This is a genomic window from Streptomyces coeruleorubidus (genome assembly GCF_028885415.1).
Classification (GTDB): domain Bacteria; phylum Actinomycetota; class Actinomycetes; order Streptomycetales; family Streptomycetaceae; genus Streptomyces; species Streptomyces coeruleorubidus_A.
On record NZ_CP118527.1, the window covers coordinates 2425450 to 2449861 of the forward strand.

Below are 24412 nucleotides of genomic sequence, written 5' to 3' on the forward strand. Positions count from 1 at the left end.
TGAGGGAGGACCTACCGACAGGAGGCAGGCGCGTGGTGCTGGTGGTGTCAGAAGAAGTGCGGGAGGCGATCGACGCGCGTCGGCCCGTGGTGGCCCTGGAGTCCACGATCATCGCCCACGGGCTGCCGCGGCCGCGCAACCTCCAGGTGGCGCTGGAGCTGGAGACGGCCGTGCGGCAGGAGGGCGCGGTGCCCGCGACGATCGCCGTGCTGGACGGGCGGCCCCATGTCGGGCTGGACAAGGAGCAGCTGGAGCGGGTCGCGAACGAGGACGGCATCCGCAAGCTGGGCCACCGCGACCTGCCGCTCGCGACGGCCTCCGGGGCGAGCGGGGCGACCACGGTGTCGGCGACGGCACTGCTGGCGGCGCTGGCGGGCGTGCGCGTGTTCGCGACGGGTGGCCTCGGCGGGGTGCACCGGGAGTGGACGGTGACGCAAGACGAGTCGGCCGACCTGGGGCTGCTGGCGCGGACGCGGATCACCGTGGTGTGTGCCGGGGTGAAGTCGATCCTGGACGTGCCGGCGACCTTGCAGCGGCTGGAGACGCTGGGGGTCGCGGTGGCCGGTTACGACACCGACCGGTTCCCCGGCTTCTATCTGTCCGACTCGGGGCATCCGGTGGACTGGACGCTGCGGACGCCGGAGCAGGTGGCGGGCGTCATGCGGGCCCAGGACGCCCTCGCCGGGCCGGAGTCGGCGCTGATCGTCGCCAACCCCATCCCCGAGGAGGAGCAGCTCGATCCGGAGCTGCACGCGCGCGTGCTCGCGGACGCGCTGCGCGCGTGCGAGGAGGAGGGAATCACCGGCCAGGCGGTGACGCCGTTCCTGCTCGACCACCTCGTACGGCACACCGACGGCGCCTCCCTGAGCGCCAATCTGGCGGCGGTCCGCGGCAACGTACGCCTGGCGGCGCGGATCGCGGCGGCCTGGGCACGGGGATGACCGGGGACGGGGCCGATCGCGGTGCGGTGCACAGAGCCGGCTCGGCGGGGAGCGGAGCCGGCCCATCGGAGCCGGCAGCGGGCCCGGCGGCAAGCGGGAGGCGCCCGGCGGAGAGGGGAACCGGCTCGGCGGAGGTCGCTGCGGGCTCGGCGGAGAGTCGAACCGCCCCATCGGAACCCGCCGCGCGCTCGGCGGACGGCGGGGCGCTGCTGGTCGTCGGGGACGTCATCACGGACGTCGTCGCGCGGCACGAGGGGCCGCTCGCGGCCGGTACGGACACGGCTGCCTCGATCCGGACGGTGCCGGGCGGGGCGGGCGCCAACGTGGCGTGCTGGGCCGCACACCGGGGCGCGGCGCAGGTGCGGCTGCTCGGGCGCGTGGGGGCGGAGGCCGCCGCCTGGCACAGGCGTGAGCTGGTGGCCCACGGCGTGCGTCCCAAGCTCGCCGTCGACCCGCAGGCGCCGACCGGCACGGTGATCTGCCTGGTGGACGGGGGCGCTTCGGCCGAGCGGACGTTCCTCACCGACAGCGGCGCGTCGTTGCGGCTGGAACCCGCCGACTGGTCGGACGCGCTGCTCGACGGCGTGGCCCGGCTGCACCTGTCGGGCTATCTCCTGTTCTCCGAACCGAGTCGCGCCCTGGTGGCGGTGGCTCTGCGGGCCGCACGCGCGCGTGGCGTGCCGGTGAGCCTGGATCCCGCGTCGGCCGGTTTCCTCGGGGAGCTGGGCGCCGGGCGCTTCCTCGCGCTCGTCGAGAGCGTGGACGTGCTGTTGCCCAGCCGGGACGAGGCGTGTCTGCTGACGGGGCTGACCGACGCGGCCGACGCGGCGGCCGAGCTGAGCCTGCGTGTTCCGCTGGTGGTGGCCAAGCAGGGGCACGAGGGGGCGCTCGTGGCCCGCTCGGGGAAGGTGTGCGCCCGTGTCCCCGCCGTACCGGTGACGGCACGGGACACCACGGGCGCCGGTGACGCCTTCACCGGCGCGTTTCTCGCCGCCCTGCTCGCGGGTGCCGGGCCGGAGGAGGCGGCGGCGGAGGGCTGCCGGGCGGGTGCGAGGGCGGTGGAACGGGTGGGCGGCAGACCGCCCCTGCCCGGCTGATGCCCGGCTCCCGCACGGGCCTCGGCTACTGCTTGCGGCCCCACGCCGAGATCATCGGAGGCGTCGTCAGATCGAGGGCGCCGGACGTGACGTTCGCGAGATGCCGGTCGATGTCCTGGTCCGTGGCGAGGCCCGCCGTGACCAGCTGGTCGCGGATCTGACGGATCGTGACGGACTCCAGGGCGGCGCAGGCCGGCGAGCAGACGGGGAAGTAGGCGTCGGCGTGCACGCGGGTCAGGCCGGCTTCCCGGAGCAGCCGCGGGAGGGTGCGGCCGCAGGGGAGGTCGGTCCCGCGGTCGGCGAGCAGTCTGCGGAAGCCGTGCCGCAGCCGGTTCGCGAGCTGCTGCTCGGGGCCGTACTCGTCGGGGCAGAGCAGCGGCTGAAGGGCGGGGTCGGCGTCCTCGACGAGGATGCGCCCGCCGGGGCGCAGTGCCTTGACCATGGACCGCAACGCCCGTGCCCGGTCGGTCACGTGGACGAGGGCGAGACGGGCGTGCACCAGGTCGAAGCCCTCCCCCGGCGGCTCCTGGGCGCCGAGGTCGTGCACGCGCACCTCGACGGGCGGCCGGGCAGCGGGGGCGAGCCGTGAGGTGTCGGTGTCGGTCGCGACGACGCGTCCGGTCGGGCCGACCTTCTTCGCGAGCCAGGACACCACGGAGGTACCGCCGGCTCCGACCTCCCAGCACCGCCAGCCGGATCCGATGCCGAGCGCTTCGAGGTGCCGGAACGTCGTGGGGTCGAAGAGAGCGGCGAAGGCGCTGAAGTGCTCGGCGGCCTCGGTCTGCCGGTTGTCGAGGAGGTACCCATCGGTTCGCGTCATGCCGCGATCATCCCAGTTGCCCGACTTGTCCGTGACGGTCGACGCTCCGGTACGGAGAGTCGACACTCCCGTACGGAGAACCGCACAGCCCTCGCACGGAGAACCGCACTGCCCCGACACGCGTCGATGTCTGGGGCGTGACGAGCCCTGCGGGAGCCTTTCGGTCACGGCCCGGGGGCTTCGTCCACAGCCGGGAACAAAGCGGAACGAGCCGTTTCCACAGGCTTACTCGCAGCTCACGTCGGCCTGGCAGACTGACGAACCAAGGCGCGGGAACGGCGCGCGGAGCTCCACGCAAGGAGATGCAGATGTCCATGGCAGGGAATCTGCGGAAGGTCACGAGCCTCGGCGGGGTCGGCGGCCTCCGCAAGGTGGCTCGGCTGGCCCGGCGGCGCCCGCGCGTCGACCTGAGTCACCCGGCCCGCTCCCCGCTGGGCTCCTCGGTGGTGAACTGCGTGACGTACCGGGACGGTGTCCGCACCTCTGCGCGCGGCGATCTGGTGGATGCCGTGGAGTCGGTACGCAAGAAGGGCGAGGGTTTCGTCTGGCTCGGTCTGCACGAGCCGACCGACCGGGAGTTCGCGGGCATCGCCGAGCTCTTCGACCTGCACCCCCTGGCCGTGGAGGACGCCGTCGAAGCCCACCAGCGCCCCAAGCTGGAGCACTACGACGAGACGCTCTTCGCGGTGTTCAAGACGGTCTGCTACGTCGAGCACGAGGAACTCACGGCCACCAGCGAGGTGGTGAACACCGGCGAGATCATGGTCTTCGTCGGCAAGGACTTCGTGATCACGGTGCGGCACGGCCGGCACGGCTCGCTGGGTCCGCTGCGCGAGGAGCTGGAGTCCGATCCCCACCAATTGGCGAAAGGCCCGTCCGCGGTGCTGCACGCGATCGCGGACCACGTGGTGGACGACTACCTGACCGTCACGGACTCGGTGCAGGCGGACATCGACCAGGTCGAGACGGAGGTGTTCGCGGAGACCGGCGCGCGGGTGGACCCGGGGCGCATCTACCAGCTCAAGCGTGAACTCCTGGAGCTGAAGCGGGCGGTGGTGCCGCTCAGCCGGCCGCTGGAGGATCTCGCCACGCGGCCGATCCGGGTGGTCGACCCGGAGATACAGGCGTACTTCCGCGATGTCTCGGACCACCTGCTGCGGGGGAAGGAGCAGATCGCCGCCTTCGACGAACTGCTCAACTCCATACTCCAGGCGCACCTCGCGCAGGTCACGGTCGCGCAGAACGAGGACATGCGGAAGATCACGGCGTGGGCCGCGATCATCGCCGTGCCGACGATGGTCTGCGGGGTGTACGGCATGAACTTCGACCACATGCCGGAGCTGCACTGGCGATACGGCTACGGCATGGTCATCGGCGTCATATCCGTCGCGTGCCTGACGCTGTACCGGGGGTTCCGGCGCAGCGGCTGGCTCTGACGGGGGCCGTGACCCGCGGGGGCATGGCGGGGTGATGCGCCGTCAGCGCGGGGTGGTCCTGGCGTAGACGCTCTCGGCCCAGGAGGCGATCTGGTCGCCCGCCAGATGCCGGGCCAGGTCGGCTTCGCTGATCATGCCGACCAGGCGCTTGTCCCGGATGACGGGCAGTCGGCGGATCTGGTGCTCCTGCATCTCGCGGAGCACCTCGCCGACATCGGCGTCCGCGTCGATCCAGCGGGGGGTGCCCTTGGCCATCTCGCCCGCGGTGACCTCGGCGGGGTTGTGACCCATCGCGACGCAGCCGACGACGATGTCGCGGTCGGTGAGGATGCCGCAGAGCCGCTCGTTCTCGTCGCTGATGGGCAGGGCACCGACGTTCAGTTCGCGCATGAGCTGGGCCGCGCGGTCGAGGGTTTCGTGGGCGGGGATCCACTGGACGCCGCGGTGCATGATGTCTCCGGCGGTGGTCATGAAGTACCTCCCGGTGCCGGACGGCCGGCGCGGGGCGGGAGGCACCGCAAGTCCCGGCGCCCTTCATTCTCGCCGCGTCACCCGGTGCCCGCACACGGAACGGCCCCCGGGCCGGCCCAGAGAGGCTCAGCCGCCCCACGCCGGGTGGCGCGGATCATCGGCCCGTACCAGGACGTCGGCCGTGCCCGCCGGGTCGGTCTCCTGTTCGTAGCGCTCGAAGGCCGGCAGGGTCCAGTGCTCGTCCTCGGGCGTGCGGCGGCGCAGGGCGCCCGGGGAGAGCAGGACGTGGACGCTCAGATCGAAGGGGAACCAGTGTCGAAGGAGGAAGGACCCGTGCAGCAACAGCACGCCACCGGGCGGGAGTTGGACGTAGGGACTGCGGGTGGCCCGGTCGGCGGCCGGGTCCCACAGGTCCGGCAGGACGCGGCCGTCGCCGCCGGCTTCGAGGGGGCCGAACACCTCGCGCCACAGGGCGTTGGTGTCGTACCAGCCGCTGTAATAGGACTCCACGTCCTGGTGGCCGTACTCCAGTCGCACGGAGGCGGGGCGCAGAAAGCCCTCCGTGCCCACGACGAGCGAGGAGCGGCCGCGTATGCGCAGTGCCTCGGAGACACGCCGGGCGAGGTCTCCCGGGCGGGCGGCCGGGGCACCGTCGAAGGCGATGCGCGGCCAGGGACTGCCGTCGGCGGGCTTCAGGTCGAGCAGGCGCTCGGCGAGCAGGTCGCCGAGCCGGTCCCAGGTGATCGCTTCCAGTCGCACACGGCCCATGATGCGCCAGGCCACGGCAGGACGTGTCATGCCCGCGAGCGCCGCAGACACCGGGGAGGAGGCGGCAGAACGACGGGTGCCGCGATCGCCGGGGTCGCCTCCGGTGGATGCAGTGCGCGCCGCCGTCAGCGGGAATGAACCCTCCATGGTCCATGAACCCCCTGTGGTCCCGGAACCCCGTATGGTCCCGCGCGCGACGCTCCCGCCCCACACCGGTCTTCTCGTCTTCCAGCCCCTCAAGCGCCGGCACTGCGCCGAGTGCCGGCGAGGGCCGCTGCCGCTGCTCGCCCTCGAGGACGGTGCCCCGCGCTGCCTGGACTGTGCCGACCTCGGGCACCTGGTGTTCCTGCCGCGCGGCGACACCGCGCTGACGCGCAGATCGCGGGAGGAGAGCGCGCTGTCGGCGGTGGTGGTGCGGTTCAACCGGCGCAAGAGCCGGTACGAGCGGCAGGGCGTTCTCGTCGAGGAGGCGGCGCTCGCGCGGGCCGAGCAGCGGTGTCTCGCGGATGCCGAGGCGCGACGGCGGCGCCGGGTGCGGGACGCGCGGCGCCGGGCGGCTCAGGACGCCCTGTTCGCCCAGGCGTTCGCGGCGGAGATACAGCGGCTGTTCCCCGGATGTCCGGCCGACCGTGCGCGGGCCATCGCCGCGCACGCCTCGGAGCGGGGCAGCGGGCGGGTGGGCCGCAGTGCGGCCGGGCGGGCGCTGACGGAGGGGGCGGTGACCTCGGCGGTCGTGGCGTCCGTACGGCATCTGGACACGCCGTACGACCGGCTGCTGATGAGCGGGGTGCCGCGGCACGAGGCGCGGCGGCGGATCGCGGCGGCGGTGGAGACGGTGCTGAGGGGGTGGACCGAGGCGGGGCTCGGTTCCGCCGGGTGACCGGTCGGGGGCCACGACAGCGCGGCCAGTCGGGCGTACGCCGTTCGGCCGTGGTCACTGTGCTCGTACGGGATTTCACTTGTGGTGAGGAAGGGTGCCGGGGCAGGATGCCGGCTCGACGGGCGGGAGAGGCTTACATGATCGACGGACCGTACTTCGTGCTGACGGTGCTGGGTGTGCTCGGGACCGGCCTGGTGGCCGGGGTGTTCTGTGGCTTCTCGACCTTCGTCATGCGGGGCCTGGCCACGCTGCCGCCCGCGCAGGGGGCCGCCGCGATGAACGCGATCAACGTGGCCGCGGTGACACCGCCCTTCATGATCGTGTTCCTCGGGTCGGCCGTACTGTGCGCGGTGATCGCCGTGGTGACGTTCGTACTGTGGCCGGACGAGGGGACGGTGGAGCTGCTGGTGGGCAGCGCGCTGTACCTGTTCGGCTCGTTCGGGGTCACCATAGTCGCGAACGTGCCGCGCAACGACGCGCTGCTGAAGCTGGAGCCGGGCACCTCTCAGGCGGCCGCGTACTGGCCGGCGTATGTGCGCGAGTGGACCATGTGGAACCACGTCCGCACGGTTGCCTCGGCCGGGGCGGCGGTGGCGTACGTGCTGGCCCTCACCTGAGCACTCCGGCAGGTGCTGTCCCGCCCCCTGCGAGTGCGCCGCCGCGGACGTATCGTGGCCGGAAGGAGTGCCGCCCGACGACGCACGGCCTGTCACACGCGCACGCAAGGAAGACGGCCATGGCCGACCCCAAGGGTTTCATGACCACCCCCCGCCAGGACTGGCCGCGCAGGCCCGTCGAGGAGCGGGTCCGGGACTGGGACGAGGTCTACGTCCCCGGCGCCCTGCTGCCGATCATCAGCAAGCAGGCCGACCGCTGCATGGACTGCGGCATCCCCTTCTGCCACGAGGCCTGCCCGCTGGGCAACCTGATCCCCGAGTGGAACGACCTGGTGTCGAGGGAGGACTGGCGGGCGGCCGCCGACCGGCTGCACGCCACGAACAACTTCCCGGAGTTCACCGGCCGGTTGTGCCCGGCGCCGTGCGAGGCGGGATGCGTTCTGGCGATCAACCAGCCTGCCGTCACCATCAAGAACGTCGAGTGCGCGATCGCCGACCGGGCGTGGGAGGAGGGCTTCGCGCCGTCGAGGCCGCCGGAGCGGCTGTCCGGCAAGACGGTCGCGGTGATCGGTTCGGGACCCACCGGGCTGGCCGCGGCCCAGCAGCTGACCCGGGCCGGGCACACGGTCGCCGTGTACGAGAGGGACGACCGGCTCGGCGGGCTGATGCGGTACGGCATCCCCGCGTTCAAGATGGAGAAGCACCATCTGGAGCGGCGGCTGGAGCAGATGCGGGCCGAGGGGACCAAGTTCCGTACGTCGACGGCGGTCGGGCGGGACATCAGGGCCGATGAGCTGCGGACTCGCTACGACGCCGTGGTGCTCGCCACGGGGGCGACCGCGTGGCGTGAACTCGATGTGCCGGGGCGGGACCTGACGGGCATTCACCAGGCGATGGAGTATCTCCCGCTGGCCAACCGGGTGTGCGAGGGCGATCTGGAGGCGTCCCCGCTGTCGGCCGCCGGGAAGCACGTCGTCATCGTCGGCGGCGGCGACACCGGGGCCGACTGCCTGGGCACGGCCGTCCGGGAGGGCGCCGCGTCCGTGACCCAGCTGGACATCTACGCACTTCCGGACACCGAGCGCGACGAGGACACCGAGCCCTGGCCGACGTATCCGGTGCGGGTCTACCGGTTGTCCGCCGCGCACGAGGAGGCCCGTGACCTGCGGACGGCCCCGGTGGCCGACGCGGACGCGCGGCTGTTCGCGGCGTCCACGCTGCGCTTCGACGGTGACGCGGCGGGCCATGTGCGGTCGCTGCACCTGGTCGAGGTGGACGCGCGGCGCCGTCCGGTGGAGGGCAGCGGGCGGACGCTCCCGGCCGACCTCGTGCTGCTCGCCCTCGGCTTCTCCGGGCCCGACCGGAAGGACGGGCTCGTCGACCAGCTGGGGCTGGAACTGGAGCCCCGCGGCACGATCGCGCGTGACGCCGGTTTCGCCACGAACGTGCCCGGCGTGTTCGCCGCGGGGGACGCCGCCCGGGGCCAGTCGCTCATCGTCTGGGCGATCGCCGAGGGGCGGGCCGTGGCGGCGGCGGTCGACCGCCATCTGACGGGCAGTTCGACGCTCCCGTCGCCGATCGGACCGTACGACAGGCCCATGGCGGTGTAGGAGTGGCCACTTCCCGGATCACGTCGGGGTCGTACGACCGGCATGTACGGCGTATGCGGCAGCGGTACCGCGGCCGACCGCGACCGGCTCGTCGCGGCGCTCGCCGAGCACGCGCCGCACATCGAGGCACCAGTACCGCGGCCGGGCTGCACGCGGTGCCGCCGCTGCCGCCCGGCGCCGAGGCGTCCACGGTCAAGGGCGCCGACCGGCTGGTCATCGCCCTCGACGGCCGCGGCGCGTTCCGGCGATCGGAAAGCTATGCCTTGCGTCCCACCGCTCCGTATCCCGGAATCACCCCGTCGTCCTGCCCGGGTACGGGCTCGCCCAGGTCGGGGTGCCAGCGGTGGGGCACCTCGACGCCGGGCTCGACGAGGTCGAGGCCGTCGAAGAAGCGGATGAACTCCTCGCGGGAGCGCAGGGCCAGGGTGACACCGGCGGCGCGGAGCTTCTCGGTGGCCGCCTTCGACTCCTCCGGCGTGAAGTCGGCCGTGGCGTGGGTGATGACCAGGTAGCTGCCGGAGGGCAGTTCGGCGAGCAGCCGGCGGACCAGATCGTGTGCGCCGTCCTCGTCGGAGACGAAGTGCAGCAGCGCGATGAGCGAGAGCGCGACGGGCCGGGTGAAGTCCAGGACCTTCCTCGCGCCCTCCAGGATGGCGTCCGGGTCGCGCACGTCGGCCTGGAGGTACTCGGTCGCCCCCTCGTCCGTGCCGCGCAGCAGGGCCGCCGCGTGGGCCAGCACGATGGGGTCGTTGTCGCAGTAGACGATCCGGGCGTCGGGGGCGATCTCCTGGGCGACCTGGTGGAGGTTGGGCTCGGTCGGGATGCCGGTGCCGACGTCCAGGAACTGCCGTACGCCGTTGCGGGCCAGCCAGCGTGTGGCCCGGTGCATGAACGCGCGGTTGACGCGCGCCATGACCGGCACCCTCGGGTCGAGGGTGAGCATCTGCCGGCCCATCTCCTCGTCGACCGGGTAGTTGTCCTTGCCGCCGAGGTACCAGTCGTACATCCGCGCCGGATGCGGTCTGCTCGTGTCGACCGCGACGGCCGAGGTGGGGTCCTGCCCGGTCATGAGGCACTCCATAAGACACAAGGGGTGATCAATTCAGCACCAACGTAAGGAAGTTGAGCAACATATAACGGCGGAAGACGACAGAATGGGCCATCACATCAGGACAGCAGGAAATCCGCCTCCCCCGCTTTCGCCCCTTCGATGAAGGCCGTCATCTCGTCCGTGGTGTAGATCAGCGCCGGACCGTCCGGGTCGGTGGACTGCCGCACGGCGATCCGGCCGTCGGCGAGCTTCATCGCCTCCAGGCAGTTCCCGCCGTTCCCGCCGCTCCACGGCTTGTGCCAGCCTTCGCTGCCCAAGTCGCGCGCGGGCATGCCGTTGTAGACGTGTTTGCGCGGCTTGATGCGATCCATTCACAGCTCCTTGCGGAGATCCCTGAGGATCTCCTTCGTGCGATGTGCCGTAGCGGCCTGCGCCGCCATGCGGTCCATGACCTCGAGGTGGGTCGCCACCTCGGCGCGCGCGTCGAGGTAGACCGCGCCGGTCAGGTACTCGCTGTAGACCATGTCCGGCAGTTCGGGCATGGCAAATCGGAACAGCACGAACGGCCCGTACGTGCCCGGGTGCGGTCCGCCGGCGAACGGAGCGACCTGCAAAGTGACGTTGGGCAGCTTCGTGGCCTCGAGCAGTTTGTCGATCTGGGCACGCATCACCTCCGGCCCGCCGACCGGGCGCCGCAGCACGGTCTCGTCCATCACGACCCACAGCCGGGGCGCGTCCTCACGGGTGAGCAGTTCCTGCCGCTGCATCCGCAGGGCGACATGGCGCTCGATGTCGTCGGGCCGGGTCTGGCCGATGGCGCCCGACCGGAGCACTCCGCGCGCGTAGTCCTCGGTCTGCAACAGCCCGGGGACGAAATGGGGCTCGTAACTGCGGATGACCCCGGCCGCGCCCTCCAGGCTCACGTACATCGAGAACCAGCCGGGCAGGATGTCGTGGAAACGCTGCCACCAGCCGGGTTTGTTCGCTTCCTCGGCCAGTTGGACAAAGGCGCCGGCCTCCTCGTCGGAGATTCCGTAGGCCTTCAGGAGCAGTTGCAGATACGGGATTTTGAGCGCGACCTCGGCCATCTCCATACGGCGGACCGTGGCGGGGGCGACGCGGAGGATGCGGGCGGCCTCCTCGCGCTTCATCCCGGCGCGTTCCCGCAGGTCCAGCAGGCGCCGGCCGAGGACGACCTGGCCCACCGTCGGCGCGGACCGCGGTTCGCTCACGCTCCACCTCCACGAAGAGTTCTGACGAGCCGGCCACAAGAGAACGCTGACAGCCCGGCGGCGCCATTCGAAGACCTTTTCGAAGAGTCGGGTATCCGAACAATCGTTCCGAACAGATCTTCGACGATCTCAACTGGCGCCGCGCGACGTGCTGTTGCGAGCAGTGTGCCACGGCCTTCCAGACCGTCACACAGCACTCTGCAATTTTCAGAGTGACACTTGCCAAGTGTTCACGGCGGGGCGATAGTGGCAAGCGTGATTCCGTCCGCGCCCTTAGGAACAGCCGCCGCCGCAGGCCCTCTCGGCCTGGGTGCCACCTCGGAAGCAAGCCCCGTCGGGGCCGCTGCCGAGCGCCGGTTCCGTTTCGAGCTGGCCGCACATCCGGGTTCTCCCGCACAGGCCAGACGCCTGACGCGGGCCCGGCTGACCGGCTGGTCGGTGTGCGAGGACACGTGCGACAGCGCGGCCCTGGTGGTTTCCGAGCTGGTCACCAACGCCATCGTGCACACGGCGAGCACACACATAGTGTGCGAGCTGCACGACGGCGACGACCAGGTGCGGATAGCCGTGCGTGACGAGGGCTGCGCCCCGGGCCAGCCCCACGCGGCCGGCCGCACCCGGCCCGAGGAGGAGCACGGGAGGGGACTGCTTCTCGTCGACGCCCTCTGCGACGCCTGGGGTGCCCATGAACACGGCCCCGGGCTGCTGGTCTGGGCCGAGCTGCCGCGCACGGCGGACACCGCACGCCACCCGGCGCAGCCCCGGAACGACCTGGGCTGGGGCGCCCGGCCGAAGCCGGGGCCGTCCGACGAGCCGGGCGACGGGGACGAAGCACACCGGGCACGCCATGCGAAGGCCGCTCAGGATGTTCCCCCGCAGGAACGACGCCGAGAACGGGGACCGGCATGAGCCCCGGGCGCGGTGGCCGCGTCCTGAACCTGGACACCCTGGCCCGGCTCCGGCGCGGGCTGCGGACGACGGGCCCGGCTCTGCGGCTGCCCGTCCCCGACGGCATGACCGCCCCGCTCGGCTGCGACGCGGTCGCGATACCCGCCCGTTTCGGCCGGCTGGTCATGCCCCGGCTGCCCCGCGTGGGCTGCGTCTACGCCGACGAGACGCACTGGTGGTGGCTGGTGCCGTCCGACTCCGACCACGCCCTGGAATGGCCCGCCCCGGCGCACTACGCCACCGGAGCGGTCGTCCCGGACCTCCCTGAGCTGCCCGAGCTGATCCACCGCCCGGACGGCAAGCTGCCGTACACCCCGCCGATACCGCTGTATCTGGCCCTGTGCCGCGTGACGGGGACCGCTCCGGCCTGGTCGCGGCCGGTCAGCGCATAAGGTCCGGCGAGCTCGCCGGACACGACTCGGGCCGGGGCATACGCACCACCCCGCCGGACACGGCCCGGCCAGGCCACACGCACCACCCGCCAGACTCGGCCCGGCCAGGACACACGCACCACCCCGCATGACACGGCCCGGCCAGGACATGCGCACCACCCGCCAGACACGACTCGGCCAGGACATGCGCACCACCCCGTCACTCCGCGCCGTCCCACGCCTCCCCCGGTCGGGTCGTGCGCCCGCGCGCCTCCGGCGCCCCGGGCTGCGCCCTGCCCCGGCGGGCTCCGCCCCGCAATAGTGACCGTTCGTCCACGAGCGGGGCACGAAAAGGGAGGTCGGTCGACGGTGGGGAAGAAGCGGACCGCGCCGGAAGTGTCCGAGTCGGAGCGGCTGCTCTTCGGCGGGCCGCTGCGCTACGACATGGGCTGGAACCAGCACGCCGACGCGTTCCTGGAGCTGAACTTCCGCGCCATGATCACCCGGCTGCCGTCCCTGCTCGCGTCCAGCCTCCGGCTCGCCCGGCAGGCCGACCGGGGCGCCGCGCGGGTCGTGCTGGCCGCCGAGGCGGGCCGGGGCGTGGCGCAGGCGGTGGCACTGCTCGCGGTCAACAGCGTGCTGGCGCGGCTGATGGGCGGCGGCCCGATCGAGGACCGGCTGCGCGGCGCCGTCCCCGCGCTGGTCACGGTGGCCGTCGTGATGCTGCTCGCGGCGCTGCTGCGGGCCGCGAGCACCTACGCCACCGGACGGCTGGAGCCCAAGGTGGAGCGGGTGGCGACCGAGCAGTACCTGGAGCGGGCCGCGGCCGTCGAACTGGCCGCGATCGAGGACCACGCCTTCCACAAACTGCTCGACACCGCGCAGTACGGGGCCGCCTCCGCCCGCCGGATGATCATGTACGGGACGCGGGTGATCAACGCGATGATCTCGCTGGTCGCGGCGGCCGGTGTCCTGACCGTGCTGCACCCGGCGCTCCTGCCGCTGCTGGTGACGATGACGCTGCCGAGCGCCTGGAGCGCGCTGACCGTGGCCCGGCGGCGCTACGAGTCCTTCCACGCCTGGGTGCAGCACGCCCGTGCGGGCCGGCTGCTCGGCAATCTGCTGATCGAGCCCGAGGCGGCCCCCGAGATCCGGGTGCACGGGGTGGGCGCGTTCCTGCTGCGGCACTTCCGCGCGATGTCGGAGACGGCGGAGGCCGAGCAGGCCCGGCTGGCCCGGCTCGCCGCCCGTACCGGCCTGATCGCGGCGGCCTGGACGGGCCTGGCGACGGTGGCGACGTACGCGACGCTCGGCGGGCTGCTGCTGGCCGGGGCGATGGCCCTGTCGGTGGCGGGTACGGCCGTGATCGCGATCCGGACCGGCTCGCAGAGCCTCGACACGCTCGTCGTGGAGGTCAACGCGCTGCACGAGGAGGCCCTCTTCGTCGGCGACCTGGAACGGCTGTACACCGAGGCGGCACAGCGGGCGATCCCGGCGGGCGGCCGGCCGCTGCCGGAGAACCCGCGCGAGATCCGCTTCGAGAACGTCACGTTCCGCTACCCGGGCGACTCCGCCCGCCCCGCCCTCGACGACGTGTCGCTCACCCTCCCGCTGGGCCGGATCGTGGCGCTGGTCGGCGAGAACGGCTCCGGCAAGACGACCCTGGTCAAGCTGCTCGCCGGGCTGTACACGCCGGAGAAGGGGCGCATCCTCTGGGACGGCGTGGACGCGGCGACCGCCGACCGGCACCGGCTGGCCGAGCGGATCGCGATGGTGGCGCAGGACTTCAAGCGGTGGCCGTTCACGGCCCGGGTGAACGTCGCCCTGGGGCGCACGTCGCAGCCGGTGTGCGAGCAGCGGCTGGCCGCGTCGATCGCCGAGGCCGGGGCCGAGACGGTGATCGCGGACCTGCCGCGCGGGCTGGACACGCTGCTCGCCCGCAACTTCAGCGGCGGGCACGAACTGTCGGGCGGCCAGTGGCAGCGGCTGGGCATCGCCCGGGCGGCCTACCGCAGGGGTCGCATCCTGATCGTGGACGAGCCGACGGCGGCCCTGGACGCCCGGGCCGAGCTGGAGGTCTTCGAGCGGATCCGCGCCCTGGCCGACAGCGGCCAGACGGTCGTACTGATCACGCACCGGCTGGCGTCCGTGCGCCACGCGGATCTGGTGCACGTCCTGGACCAGGGCCGGCTCGTGGAGTCCGGGACTCCGGACGAGCTGCTGGCGACCGGCGGTCTCTACGCCGAGCTGTACACGCTCCAGGCGAAGCAGTTCGCGCCATCACCCACGGCGGCCCCGGATCCCACCACGGTCCCGCCGGTCGCCCCGGCCCCGAAGATGCCGGCGCCTAAGGCGGGCTGAGCCACGCCGGACTCGGGCACGCGTCAGGCCGCGGCGTCGGCACCGTCCCCGCTGCGCACGATCACCAGGAACATGTCCGTGGCGAGGTCCATGACGACCTCGGCAGGCAGGCCCTCCAGACGCCGCGCCTGCGCGAACTCCTCCGCCGGCCAGGAGCCACGCGGCCCACCGGCGGGAAAGCTCTCGAGCACCGTTCGCCCGTTCACCCTGCACCTCCATGTCGCGCTGTACTCGTAGAGTTAAACGCCAACCATGGGGTGAACGGCTCGCGAAGTGACGGTTCTGAGACGTAGTTGACACTCGTTCACTGCCGAGTGTGACGAACCTCTCAGCCTCTTGGCCTATCTGTTCACTTTCCGTATCAGTCGTCGTACTCGTCGTGATAGCGGACGCGGTCGCTTCCCGCAGGTCCGGCAGGCTGGTCGCCGAGCCCGGGACACGGTCAGGTGTCGTAGTCCTGGATGCGCCGGCCGTGGCTGCGGTCGACGAGGGCGGGCAGGCGCTCCTCCAGTTCCCGTACCACCGCCGGCACGTCGATCGTCAGCAGCACACGGTCACGCATCAGGATCCGTCCGTCGACGATCGTGGTGCGTACGTCGGCGGAGCGGGCGCTGTGCACGAGGGTGGCGGCGAGGTCGTGGACGGGCTGGGTGTGCGGTCCGGTCAGGTCGACCAGGACGATGTCCGCCCGGCGCCCCGGCGCGATGCTGCCGACGCCGTCCCCCAGTCCCACGGCACGGGCGCTCTGGAGGGTGGCGTGGTGCAGGGCCTGGCGGGAGGTCAGCCAGCGGGGGTCGCCCTCGGAGGACTTCTGGACCAGGGAGGTGAGGGCCATCGACTCCCACACGTCGAGGGAGTTGTTGGAGGCTGCGCCGTCGGTGGCGAGCCCGACGTCGACGCCGATGTCGCGCAGGGCGCGGACCGGTGTGGTGTCGGGCCAGGCGAACTTGAGGTAGCCGCGGGGCGCGGTGGCGACGGCCGTACGACCGGCCGCCCGCTCCAGGACGGGCAGGTCGCGGTCGACGATGCCGGTGCCGTGGGCGAGGAGCACGTCCGTGTCGAGGATGCCGGTGCGTTCCAGTACCTCGATCGGGGTGACGCCGTGGCGGGCGAGGCTGGTCTCGGTCTGGTCGCGGTTCTCCGCGGCGTGGAGGTGCACGGGCAGGCCGTGTTCGCCGGCGAGCCGGGCGGTGTCGGCGAGGTCGGTGTCGTCGACCGTGTAAGGGGAGTGCGGGGCGAGGGCGGTGGTGATGCGGCCGTCGGCAAATCCGCGGTGCCGGAGCGCGAACTCCAGTGACCTCTCCCGGCCTTCGGGGCCCGTCGAGGAGAAGTAGGCCTCCCCCAGCAGCGCCCGCATGCCGCATTCCGCGACCACTTGTGCCACCGCGTCCATGGCGAAGTAGTGGTCGGCGAAGCAGGTGACGCCGGCGCGGATCATCTCGGCACAGGCGAGCCGCGCCCCCAACTCGACGTCCCTTTCCGTGAGGTTGGACTCCACGGGCCAGACGACGTCGTTGAACCACTCCTGCGTGGGCAGGTCCTCGGCGAGACCGCGCAGCGTGACCATCGGCGCGTGCGTGTGACAGTTGATCAGACCGGGCAGGGCGACCTGGTTCCGGGCGTCGAGGCGCTCGGCGGCGGTCAGGTCCGCAGCTCCGGCGGTGGTCGTCACCGCCTCGACCACGCCGTTCCGTACGACGATCGCGGCGTCCTCCTCGAACCCGATGCGCTCTTGATCGTCGTGCACGAGGACGGTACATGCGCTGATGATGAGGTCGACGGGACTGTCCGCGGCAGAAGGCGTCATCGCGCCAACGTACGACGAGGTCGTAAGGAGGCATGAGCCGAACCGCACATCCCGTCGCGGCTCTGTCACGGGGCGGGCCGGGCGAGCACCCTGGCCCCACCACCCCGTCTGTCGGCTTCTGAAAGGAGCCCGGCATGCTCCTCGGCACCTGGAACCTGGAGAACCTCTACCGGCCCGGCGGCCCGTTCGGCCCGAAGGACGAGGCCGCGTACGGGGCGAAGCTCGCCGCGCTCGCCGCCGTGATCACGGAACTGGACCCGGCCCTGCTCGGCGTGCAGGAGGTCGGGGACCCCGAGGCCCTGAAGGACCTGGCCGGGATGCTCGACGACGACTGGCAGCTCGCCCTGTCCGAGCATCCGGACAGCCGGGGCATACGGGTCGGGTTCCTGAGCCGTACGGCCGTGACGGTGCTGGCCGACACGACGGCGTTCCCGGCGGAGCTGCGTCCCGTGCAGGTGGACGACTCGGGGGTGACGGTGGCGCGGGCGGGGCGGGGCTTCCTCGCCGTCGAGGTCGAGGACGGGCCGCTGCGGGTGGCCGTCTGTCACCTGAAGTCCAAGCTGCTGTCGTACCCGAACGGCCGGTTCCAGCCGCGCGACGAGGGCGAACGGGCCCGGTACGGCGCCTACGCCCTGTACCGCAGGGCCGCCGAGGCGACGGCCCTGCGCGCCCTCGCGGACGAGCTCCTGGACGGCGACGGGCGGGCCAGGGACGTGGCCGTACTGGGCGACCTCAACGACGAGGTGCAGGCGGCGACCACACAGATCCTGCTCGGCCCGCCCGGCTCGGAGATCGGCACGCCGGGGTACGAGAAGGCCGACGAGGGCGACGCGGCCCGGCTGTGGAACGTGGCCCCGCTCATCCCGCCCGGAGAGCGCTACTCCCGCGTGAACTCCGGGCGGCGCGAGCTGATCGACCATGTGCTGGTGAGCCACCGCCTGGTGCACCGGGTGACGGCGGCGGGCACGGGCCTGCCCGGCGAGGGCCCGCCCGGTCTGCCGTCGGTCGGCCCCGACCCGGCGCAGCGGCGGGGCGCGCCCGGGTCGGACCACGCGCCGGTGTGGATACGGGTCGGGGGCTGAGCGTCATCGACGTCCCGGAGCGCCTGACCTGGGCGGTGCAGGTCCTCGACCCGGCACCCGGCGACCGGGTGCTGGAGATCGGCTGCGGCCGGGGCGTCGCCGTCGCGCTGATCCGCGACCGCCTCGTCACGGGCACCGTCACCGGCATCGACCGCTCCGCCAAGGCGGTCGAGGCGGCACGCCGCCGCAACAGCGACGCGCTCGCCACCGGGCGGGCCGCCTTCCACACCCTGGCGCTGGAGGACGCCGACTTCGCCATCAGCTCCTTCGACAAGATCCTGGCCGTCAATGTGAACCTCTTCTGGACCCGCCCGGCGGACCGGGAACTGGCCGCGCTGAGACGCTGGCTGGCGCCGGGAGGCCTGCTGTGCCTGTGCTGGGAACCGCCGGACGGGAAGCGGACCGGGGAGATCGCCGCGAAGGTGGAGCCGGCGGTCGCGGGGCACGGGTTCGCGACCGAGGTGCGCCGGGCGGCGACCGCGCGGGGCGCCGGCCTGGTGGGGGTGTTGGGCGTGGCCGTCGTGCCGGGGCGGCTATCCGGCGAGGGGCGTCCCGGGCAGTCGTAGCCCCACCCGCTCGACCGGTCCGGCGAGTTCGCCGAGGAGGGCGGTGAGGCGCTCGGTGTGCTCGGGACCGATCCGTCCGGTGTCGTCGAGGTGGACGGCGCAGGCGGTGGTGGTGTCGACGAGGCGTTCGAGGAGGTCGGCCACCTCGTCGGCGCCCTCGGTGTGCCGGGCGAGGGCGGGCAGTTCGTGCGCGGACAGGGAGATGGCGGTTCGGGCCTCGGCGAGGGTGCGGTAGGCCTCGCGGCGCAGGGTCCAGCGGGTGGCGCGGTCGTCGGTGGGGGTGACGGGGTGGTCGTGGGTGCCGCGCTGGGCGGGCGTGCCGGAGGTGCCGATGCGCGGGGCGTCGGCCTCGTCGAGGACGTGGGTGAGGTAGGCGTACGCGGCCTCGCTCGCCGCGGCGAGCCGGGCCCGTACTCCGCCGCCCCGCTGTCCGGGCATCGGCAGGTGCCCGACGATCAGCACGATCGCGCAGGCCAGCAGCGTCTCGCCGATCCGCCCCATGGAGGCCTGCGGCTCGCCGCCGACCATGACCAGGGCGAGGACGAGGACGGTGACGACGGCGGTCTGGGCGGCGAAGTGCCGGGTGGCGACGGGGATGAGCGCTCCGCTGAGGGCGACGAGCGCGATGAGCCCTTCGGGCCGGGGCAGGACGGCGGCGAATCCGGCGAAGACGACGGCGCCGAGCACGGTCCCGGCGGCCCGGTTCAGCACCCGCGAGGCCAGCGGCCCCAGGTCGGGCTTGACGAGGAAGACGGCGGTGGCCGGGAGCCAGTACCAGTGCTCGTGCTGCCCGTACCACTGGCCCTGGTGCAGGGCCTGGGCGGCCGCCGAACTGGCCCCGAAGCAGAGGGCGACACGCAGCCCGTACTCGCGTCCGGCGCTGCCGAAGGCGGCGCGCAGCCGGTCCCTGGGCGTACGGGGCCGGGTGTGCAGATCGCCGCCCCTGCCCTGGTCGAAGACCTCGGCGGCGTGCAGGAGGGCGTCGTCGAGGGCGCGCAGGGCGGGTGCCGAGCGGGAGGGGGCGGGCAGGGGCCCGGTGTGGCTGTTGCCGCGTACGGCGGCGGCGAGCCGCCGGGGCCCTTCGGAGGCCCGCTCGGCGACGGCCTCTCCGGCCCACGCCAGCGCGGTGGCGGCCTCGGCGAGGGGCAGGGCGGCGGCGTACTGCGCGTGCAGCCGCCGCTCGGTGGAGGAGGAGGCGTACCGCCGCAGCCGGGGCCCGGCGAGGGCGTCCTGCGCGTGGTCGAGGGCGGCGGTGAGCGCGGCCCGGCGGCGCATGGCCTCGGGCCCGCCGACGGCGTCGAGCAGCTCGGCGACGGCGTCGTACACGCCGGCGACGGCCTTCCGCTCCCCGTCGAACCGGAAGTCCCCGGCGAGGGAGCCGGGCGTGGGCAGCACGAGCCGGAGCACGATCAGCCACCCGGCGCCCGCGACGTAGGCGAGCGCACGCTCCCACCCCGGCTCCGGCAGGGGCATCCCGGCCCCGACCGCCGAGGCGACGAGCAGCTGCGTCCCGACGGCGGACGCGACGGGCCCGATCGCGCTGATGCTCCCGGCGAGGAGCCCGATGAACGTGAGGATCACGGTCAGCACGACCGCGCCGGTCTGCTGCCCGGCGTACGTCCCGGCCACCAGCCCCAGGGCACCGCCCAGCGCGGGCACCCCGATCCGCTTGACCGAGACCCGCCGGCTCCCGGGCCGGTCGTTGATCCCGGCGAGCATGGCGGCGATGGCGGCGACGACCCCGAGCGAGGTGCGCCCGACCTGCACGGCCACCAGCAACAGCGGCCCCGCGGACAAGGCCCCCCGCGTCACGGCACTCCAGGGCACCGGCCCCCGCTGAGCGCGCAGGGCGTGCGCGAGCCAGGGCGGCAGCTTGAGAGGGACACGGCGGGAGGGGGACACAGGGCTCCTGTCGACTCGTCGAGGGCAGGGGTGGGCCTTCGGGCGACGGTGGCCGGGCTGGGGTGGTGCCCACAGTAGGCGGGGTTCCTGGAGGAAAGGTTGCCGGAACGTGACGGAGTACGGGAAAGCCGGGTTCTTTATGAACGCAATCGGCGACGGCCGTGCCCGGTCAGCTGCGCGCTGCCTCCACGGCCCGGTGCAGGAGCGCCTCCACGTCGGTGATCCTCCGCTGGAGCTCGTCCGGAGCGCCGGTGAGGGTGCCCAGCATCGCGTCCACCTCGCGCAGACCCGCCCGCGCGACGAGCCCCTTCTCGTTCGTGACCCACTCCCCCCGCGCCGCCAGCACCGCGTGCGCGGTCTGTGTCGCGGCGACGGCGATCGCGCCCGCGACCTGGGTGAGGGCGCCCTTCGGCGCATGACCCGCCTTCGCGTACGCGAGCGTGGCCGCGGCCATGCCGTGCCAGTGGGCCGGAGCGGTCTCGCGCAGCGCCTGCGGATAGGCCGCGGGACGCGGCAGCTCGCCCCGCAGCACCTTGTTGATCGCGAGTTCGGCGGCGAGCAGGTAAGTCGGGATGCCCGCCAGGTGGAACATCAGCGGCTCGATCCGGAAGCGGCCCCGCTCCGCCTGAGCCACCTCGTGTTCGACGACGTCGAGATCGCGGTAGTGCACGTCCACGCGCCGGCCGTCGATGGTCAGCCAGGCGCCGCCGTTGAAGACGCCGCCGCCCCACGCGCCGAGCTCGCAGACCTCGCCCTCCCAGCCGACCGCACGCAGGTCGTCCGGGTCGAATTCGCCCCGGTAGTAGACCGCCAGGTCCCAGTCGCTGTCCGGGCGTTCGGTGCCCTGGGCGCGGGAGCCCCCGAGAGTGACGGCCCGGACGGCGGGGAGGGCGGCGAGCCGGTCGGCGGTGGTGTCGAGGAAGGTCTGGTCCGGGAGGGTGGGCACGGGCACGGCTCCTCGACGGGCGGGTGACGGGGTCTGGTGAAGCGTAGGGGGACGGCTCGGTCGGGGTGAACCGAAATACGGGTGCGTCCGCGCGCCGGGGCCCGCATGATCGGCGGGTTGCCCTTGGCTGCCGCCCGTAGATCGGAGACCCCCTGTGATCCAGCGAGTCACTGTCCCGAGCCTGTTTCCGCCGCCCACCTACTCCCACGCATCCGTCGTCGAGGCCGGCACGCGTCTGGCGTTCCTCGCCGGGTCCGTCCCTCTGGACGCCGACGGCGAGCTCGTCGGCCCCGGGGATCCCGTGCGGCAGGCCGAGCAGGTGATCGCCAATCTGCGGGAGCAACTGGCCGCGGTGGGCAGCGACCTGGCGCACGTCGTGGCGACCGACGTGTACGTCGTGAGCGGCGAGCCGGCCGTGCTGTCGGCCGTCTGGGAAGTCGTCGAGGCGTCCGGGCTCAGCGCCGGTCCGCACTCGTCGACCCTCATCGGCGTGGCGTGCCTCGGGTACCCGGGGCAGCTGGTGGAGATTACGGCGACAGCGGTCGTGCCCGGCGAGCCGCCGGCCTGAGGCCTGAGGAGAACGCCATGTTGATCGAGCACCGAGGGCGGCGCCCCGTCGTCCCCGAGTCCGCGTACGTCGCCCCGACGGCCGTCCTGTGCGGGGCCGTCGTCCTCGGTGAGCGCAGCCGGGTGCTGCACGGGGCCGTGCTCACCGCCGAGGACGGGGAGGTCCGGGTGGGCTCGGACGTCGTCGTCATGGAGAACGCCCTGGTGCGGGGGCGGGCCAAGCACCCCGTGGTGATCGGTGACGCCGTGCTCGTCGGCCCGCACGCCCATGTCAACGGGGCGACCCTCGAGGACGAGGTCTTCGTGGCCACCGGCGCCTGCGTCTTCCCGGGCGCCGTCGCGAGCACCGGATCCGAGCTGCGGATCCACAGCGTGCTGCACGTCAACTCCGTGCTGCCGCCCGGCACCGTCCTGCCCATCGGCTGGATCGCGGCGGGAGCGCCCCGGGCCCGGTTCTTCGCCCCCGGCGAGCACGACGAGCTGTGGCAGGTGCAGGAGGCGCTGGACTTCCCCGGCACGGTGTACGGCATCCCGCGCGGCACCTCGATGCGGGAGGTCATGGCCCGGCAGGTGCGGTTCTACGGGGCCCATCGCGACGACGTCACGCTCGACGGTCCGTCATGAGCCAGTGCCGTTCGGGCGTCCCCACACCCTCCGTTTCGCCAGCGGCTCGGCGTAGCTCCCCACCCGGCTCGTCGTCAGCCCCAGCGCCACCAGCGACTCCGCCAGTCTGACCGCCGCGCCGACCCCGTCGACGACCGGCAGGCCCAGCTTCTCCCCGACCACCCGCTGCAACCCCGTCATACCGGCGCAGCCCAGCACCAGTACCTCGGCCCCGGCCGCGCAGGCCCGCTCGGCGGCGGCCAGGAACGCCGTCTCGGTGCGCTCGTCGTCGCCGAGGTCGAGCACGTTCAGGCCCGTGCCGACGATCGCGGCGCAGTTTCGGGCCACACCCGCCGTCTCCAGGCTGTCCTCGATCTGGCCGACGGACCTCTCCAGCGTGGTGACGACTCCGTAGCGGCGGCCGATCAGGCAGGCCAGGTGCGCCGCGGCCTCGGTGATGTCGACGACCGGTACGCCCACCAGCTCCCGGACGCCCTCGCGCCCGTGCTCCCCGAAGCCGGCCATGACGACGGCGTCGTACGGCGGTCCGTCGTACGTCCGCAGCGTGTCCAGGACGGCAGCGGCGGACAGGTAGCTGTCGAGCCAGCCCTCAGCGGACTCCGGTCCCCATGCGGGGGTCAGTCCGGTCACGGTCGTGCCCGGGCCTGCGGCGGCCCGGGCACCTCGTACGATCTCCTCGGTCATCTCCTGCGTGGTGTTGCAGTTGGTGACGACGATCCGCACGTCTCTCAGACCTCCGTGGCAGGGCGCTCGGCGGCACGTTCGCTGCGGCACAGGACCGCGTACAGCCCGGCCGCGAGGGCCGTGCCGATGAACCAGGAGTACGGCGCCACGTCGCTGAAGTCCTTCACCAGCGCGAGCACCGCCGCGACACCCGCCGCCGGCAGGAAGGCCCACAGTGCCTTGGGGTTGACGCCCTTGCGGTAGTGGTAGCGGGAGCCGGGGGTGGCGTCGAACAGTTCGTCCACGTTCACGCGGCCGCGCTTGACCCAGTAGTAGTCGAGCATGATCACGCCGAACAGCGGGCCGAGGAAGGCGCCGAGGCCGCCGAGGAAGTAGTTCACGACGGTCGGGTTGGAAAAGAGGTTCCAGGGCGTGACGAGCAGGGCCGCGACCGTGCTGATCATGCCGCCGACCTTGAAGGTGATCTTCTGCGGCCAGACGTTGGCGAGGTCGTACGCCGGCGAGACGAAGTTGGCGACGATGTTGACGCCCATGGTGGCGATGGCGAAGGTCAGCGCGCCCAGCACCAGCACCCACGTGTTGCCGATCTCGGCCACGAGGTAGGCCGGGTCGGTGATCTCCTTGCCGAAGACCTCGAAGGCGCCCGCCGTGACGATGACCGACACGATCACGAAGGCCGTGGAGTTGACGGGCAGACCCCAGAAGTTGCCGCGCTTGACCGTCCGGTAGTCGGGCGAGAAGCGGGAGAAGTCGCAGAAGTTGAGCATCAGGGTGCCGTAGGTGGCGAGGACCAGCCCGATCGCGCCGAACCACTGGCGCCACTGCTCGCCCACGGAGACCGGGTGCGGGGTGGAGGTGAGCGAGATCGTCCAGCCGGCCTTGGCGAGGATCCACACGGCCAGCGCGATCATCACGAGCCAGATCGCCGGACCGCAGAAGTCCTGGAACTTGCGGACCGATTCCATGCCCCGGCTGATGATCGCCGCCTGGACCAGCCACAGCGCGATGAAGGAGACCCAGCCGAGCGCGTCCAGCCCGAGGAACGAGTGGTGCGTCCACGACTCCAGGCTCGGCCAGGCGGCGAGCAGCATCACGTTGACGGCGACGGAGGCCAGGTAGGTCTGGATGCCGTACCACATGATGGCGATCACGGCCCTGATCAGCGCCGGGATGTTGGCGCCCCAGATACCGAAGGCGATCCGGCTGACGACCGGGAAGGGGACGCCGTGGCGCTGCCCGATCTTCCCCATCCAGTTCATGCCGATGTAGATGATCACGAAGCCCACGAGCAGGGACGTGAAGATCTGCCAGACGTTCATGCCCAGGAAGAGCAGCCCGGCGGCGAAGGTGTAGTTGCCGAGGTTGTGGACGTCGGACATCCACATGGCGAAGAGGTCGAAGACCTTCCAGTTGCGCTTCTTCGCGGGCGCGAGGTCTTCGTTGGTGAGCCGGGGATCGGGGACGAACGCTGGTGTGCCGGTGGCTTCGGCACGGTCGGCGAGGGACACGGGGGCCTCCATGAGCAAGGGGACGAAGGAGGACTGCTCTGTGAGGGGTTTGGTATACCAAACTGCGCACATGGTCTCCCCGTCAACCGTTCTGACCGATGTCGCTCTTGTTAACGCTGCGTA

Annotated in this window: 25 protein-coding genes and 1 pseudogene; 14 read left to right on the plus strand and 12 right to left on the minus strand. The window is 72.5% G+C overall.

The window, feature by feature from the left end; genetic code table 11:
• Positions 1–35: 35 nt before the first annotated feature.
• On the plus strand, positions 36–941 hold the full coding sequence (locus tag PV963_RS11330) for a pseudouridine-5'-phosphate glycosidase (protein ID WP_274815516.1): 906 nt from the start codon (positions 36–38) through the stop codon (positions 939–941).
• 206 nt (positions 942–1147) lie between these two features.
• A complete protein-coding gene (locus PV963_RS11335; RefSeq protein WP_274821997.1) occupies positions 1148–2038 on the plus strand; it encodes a carbohydrate kinase family protein in 891 nt (296 codons plus the stop codon).
• A gap of 25 nt (positions 2039–2063) precedes the next feature.
• Here the strand turns inward: PV963_RS11335 and PV963_RS11340 are convergent, their stop codons facing one another.
• Positions 2064–2858, minus strand: a complete 795-nt coding sequence (locus PV963_RS11340) for a methyltransferase domain-containing protein (RefSeq protein WP_274815517.1) — start codon at positions 2856–2858, stop codon at positions 2064–2066.
• 308 nt (positions 2859–3166) lie between these two features.
• On the opposite strand from PV963_RS11340, the gene corA reads away from it, so the two are divergent.
• On the plus strand, positions 3167–4294 hold the full coding sequence (corA, locus tag PV963_RS11345) for a magnesium/cobalt transporter CorA (RefSeq protein WP_274815518.1): 1128 nt from the start codon (positions 3167–3169) through the stop codon (positions 4292–4294).
• A 42-nt stretch (positions 4295–4336) separates the two neighbouring features.
• Here the strand turns inward: corA and PV963_RS11350 are convergent, their stop codons facing one another.
• Both PV963_RS11350 and PV963_RS11355 read right to left on the minus strand, forming a co-directional pair.
• The gene (locus PV963_RS11350; protein ID WP_274815519.1) at positions 4337–4765 is read right to left on the minus strand and encodes a CBS domain-containing protein; all 429 of its coding nucleotides are present in this window, start codon (positions 4763–4765) and stop codon (positions 4337–4339) included.
• A gap of 126 nt (positions 4766–4891) precedes the next feature.
• On the minus strand, positions 4892–5524 hold the full coding sequence (locus PV963_RS11355; protein ID WP_274821998.1) for a uridine kinase: 633 nt from the start codon (positions 5522–5524) through the stop codon (positions 4892–4894).
• Between the two features lie 190 nt (positions 5525–5714).
• Here PV963_RS11355 and PV963_RS11360 point away from each other — a divergent pair, with 190 nt between their 5' ends.
• The 4 genes and pseudogenes from PV963_RS11360 to PV963_RS11375 all read left to right on the plus strand — a co-directional run.
• Positions 5715–6413, plus strand: coding sequence for a DUF2293 domain-containing protein (locus PV963_RS11360; protein ID WP_274815520.1), 699 nt, complete (start codon positions 5715–5717; stop codon positions 6411–6413).
• Positions 6414–6550: 137 nt separating this feature from the next.
• Complete coding sequence (locus tag PV963_RS11365; RefSeq protein WP_274815521.1) at positions 6551–7030, plus strand: DUF1772 domain-containing protein; 480 nt, start codon at positions 6551–6553, stop codon at positions 7028–7030.
• Between the two features lie 119 nt (positions 7031–7149).
• Entirely contained in the window at positions 7150–8640 is a 1491-nt protein-coding gene (locus tag PV963_RS11370; protein ID WP_274815522.1) for a glutamate synthase subunit beta, read from the plus strand.
• A gap of 17 nt (positions 8641–8657) precedes the next feature.
• Positions 8658–8877: pseudogene (locus PV963_RS11375) on the plus strand (PLP-dependent aminotransferase family protein); the annotation flags it as partial.
• Positions 8878–8896: 19 nt separating this feature from the next.
• On the opposite strand, the gene PV963_RS11380 reads toward PV963_RS11375, so the two are convergent.
• From PV963_RS11380 to PV963_RS11390, 3 genes are all read right to left on the minus strand, one after another.
• Positions 8897–9709 carry an SAM-dependent methyltransferase gene (locus PV963_RS11380; protein ID WP_274815523.1) on the minus strand — a complete coding sequence of 271 codons (813 nt, stop codon included), beginning with the start codon at positions 9707–9709 and terminating at the stop codon, positions 8897–8899.
• 98 nt (positions 9710–9807) lie between these two features.
• The gene (locus PV963_RS11385) at positions 9808–10062 is read right to left on the minus strand and encodes a DUF397 domain-containing protein (protein WP_020277664.1); all 255 of its coding nucleotides are present in this window, start codon (positions 10060–10062) and stop codon (positions 9808–9810) included.
• Positions 10063–10923: a helix-turn-helix domain-containing protein gene (locus PV963_RS11390; RefSeq protein ID WP_274815524.1), complete on the minus strand. Its 861-nt coding sequence runs from the start codon at positions 10921–10923 to the stop codon at positions 10063–10065.
• Positions 10924–11169: 246 nt separating this feature from the next.
• On the opposite strand from PV963_RS11390, the gene PV963_RS11395 reads away from it, so the two are divergent.
• The 3 genes from PV963_RS11395 (at position 11170) to PV963_RS11405 (ending at position 14603) form a co-directional block, all read left to right on the plus strand.
• Complete coding sequence (locus PV963_RS11395; protein ID WP_274815525.1) at positions 11170–11832, plus strand: ATP-binding protein; 663 nt, start codon at positions 11170–11172, stop codon at positions 11830–11832.
• Positions 11829–12263 carry a hypothetical protein gene (locus PV963_RS11400; RefSeq protein WP_274815526.1) on the plus strand — a complete coding sequence of 145 codons (435 nt, stop codon included), beginning with the start codon at positions 11829–11831 and terminating at the stop codon, positions 12261–12263. Before PV963_RS11395 ends, PV963_RS11400 begins: the two co-directional genes overlap by 4 nt.
• Positions 12264–12611: 348 nt before the next feature.
• The gene (locus PV963_RS11405) at positions 12612–14603 is read left to right on the plus strand and encodes an ABC transporter ATP-binding protein (protein ID WP_274815527.1); all 1992 of its coding nucleotides are present in this window, start codon (positions 12612–12614) and stop codon (positions 14601–14603) included.
• Positions 14604–14626: 23 nt separating this feature from the next.
• Here PV963_RS11405 and PV963_RS11410 read toward each other — a convergent pair whose 3' ends face one another.
• Entirely contained in the window at positions 14627–14809 is a 183-nt protein-coding gene (locus PV963_RS11410) for a hypothetical protein (protein ID WP_037674458.1), read from the minus strand.
• 236 nt (positions 14810–15045) lie between these two features.
• Positions 15046–16410: an amidohydrolase gene (locus tag PV963_RS11415; RefSeq protein WP_274815528.1), complete on the minus strand. Its 1365-nt coding sequence runs from the start codon at positions 16408–16410 to the stop codon at positions 15046–15048.
• Between the two features lie 134 nt (positions 16411–16544).
• On the opposite strand from PV963_RS11415, the gene PV963_RS11420 reads away from it, so the two are divergent.
• Positions 16545–17492 (plus strand): endonuclease/exonuclease/phosphatase family protein, encoded by a 948-nt coding sequence (locus PV963_RS11420; RefSeq protein WP_274815529.1) that lies wholly within the window; start codon positions 16545–16547, stop codon positions 17490–17492.
• Positions 17471–18058 carry a class I SAM-dependent methyltransferase gene (locus PV963_RS11425; protein WP_274815530.1) on the plus strand — a complete coding sequence of 196 codons (588 nt, stop codon included), beginning with the start codon at positions 17471–17473 and terminating at the stop codon, positions 18056–18058. Before PV963_RS11420 ends, PV963_RS11425 begins: the two co-directional genes overlap by 22 nt.
• Here the strand turns inward: PV963_RS11425 and PV963_RS11430 are convergent.
• Entirely contained in the window at positions 18026–19960 is a 1935-nt protein-coding gene (locus tag PV963_RS11430) for an FUSC family protein (protein ID WP_274815531.1), read from the minus strand. The two genes, PV963_RS11425 and PV963_RS11430, sit on opposite strands and share 33 nt — an antisense overlap.
• Before the next feature lie 169 nt (positions 19961–20129).
• Complete coding sequence (locus PV963_RS11435; RefSeq protein ID WP_425540887.1) at positions 20130–20906, minus strand: nucleotidyltransferase domain-containing protein; 777 nt, start codon at positions 20904–20906, stop codon at positions 20130–20132.
• A 154-nt stretch (positions 20907–21060) separates the two neighbouring features.
• On the opposite strand from PV963_RS11435, the gene PV963_RS11440 reads away from it, so the two are divergent.
• Together PV963_RS11440 and PV963_RS11445 are read left to right on the plus strand one after the other, a co-directional pair.
• Positions 21061–21474 carry a RidA family protein gene (locus PV963_RS11440; protein WP_274815533.1) on the plus strand — a complete coding sequence of 138 codons (414 nt, stop codon included), beginning with the start codon at positions 21061–21063 and terminating at the stop codon, positions 21472–21474.
• A 17-nt stretch (positions 21475–21491) separates the two neighbouring features.
• A complete protein-coding gene (locus PV963_RS11445; protein WP_274815534.1) occupies positions 21492–22097 on the plus strand; it encodes a gamma carbonic anhydrase family protein in 606 nt (201 codons plus the stop codon).
• Here the strand turns inward: PV963_RS11445 and PV963_RS11450 are convergent.
• The gene (locus PV963_RS11450; RefSeq protein ID WP_274815535.1) at positions 22092–22820 is read right to left on the minus strand and encodes an aspartate/glutamate racemase family protein; all 729 of its coding nucleotides are present in this window, start codon (positions 22818–22820) and stop codon (positions 22092–22094) included. The two genes, PV963_RS11445 and PV963_RS11450, sit on opposite strands and share 6 nt — an antisense overlap.
• A gap of 5 nt (positions 22821–22825) precedes the next feature.
• Complete coding sequence (locus PV963_RS11455; RefSeq protein ID WP_274815536.1) at positions 22826–24289, minus strand: NCS1 family nucleobase:cation symporter-1; 1464 nt, start codon at positions 24287–24289, stop codon at positions 22826–22828.
• Positions 24290–24412: the final 123 nt, after the last annotated feature.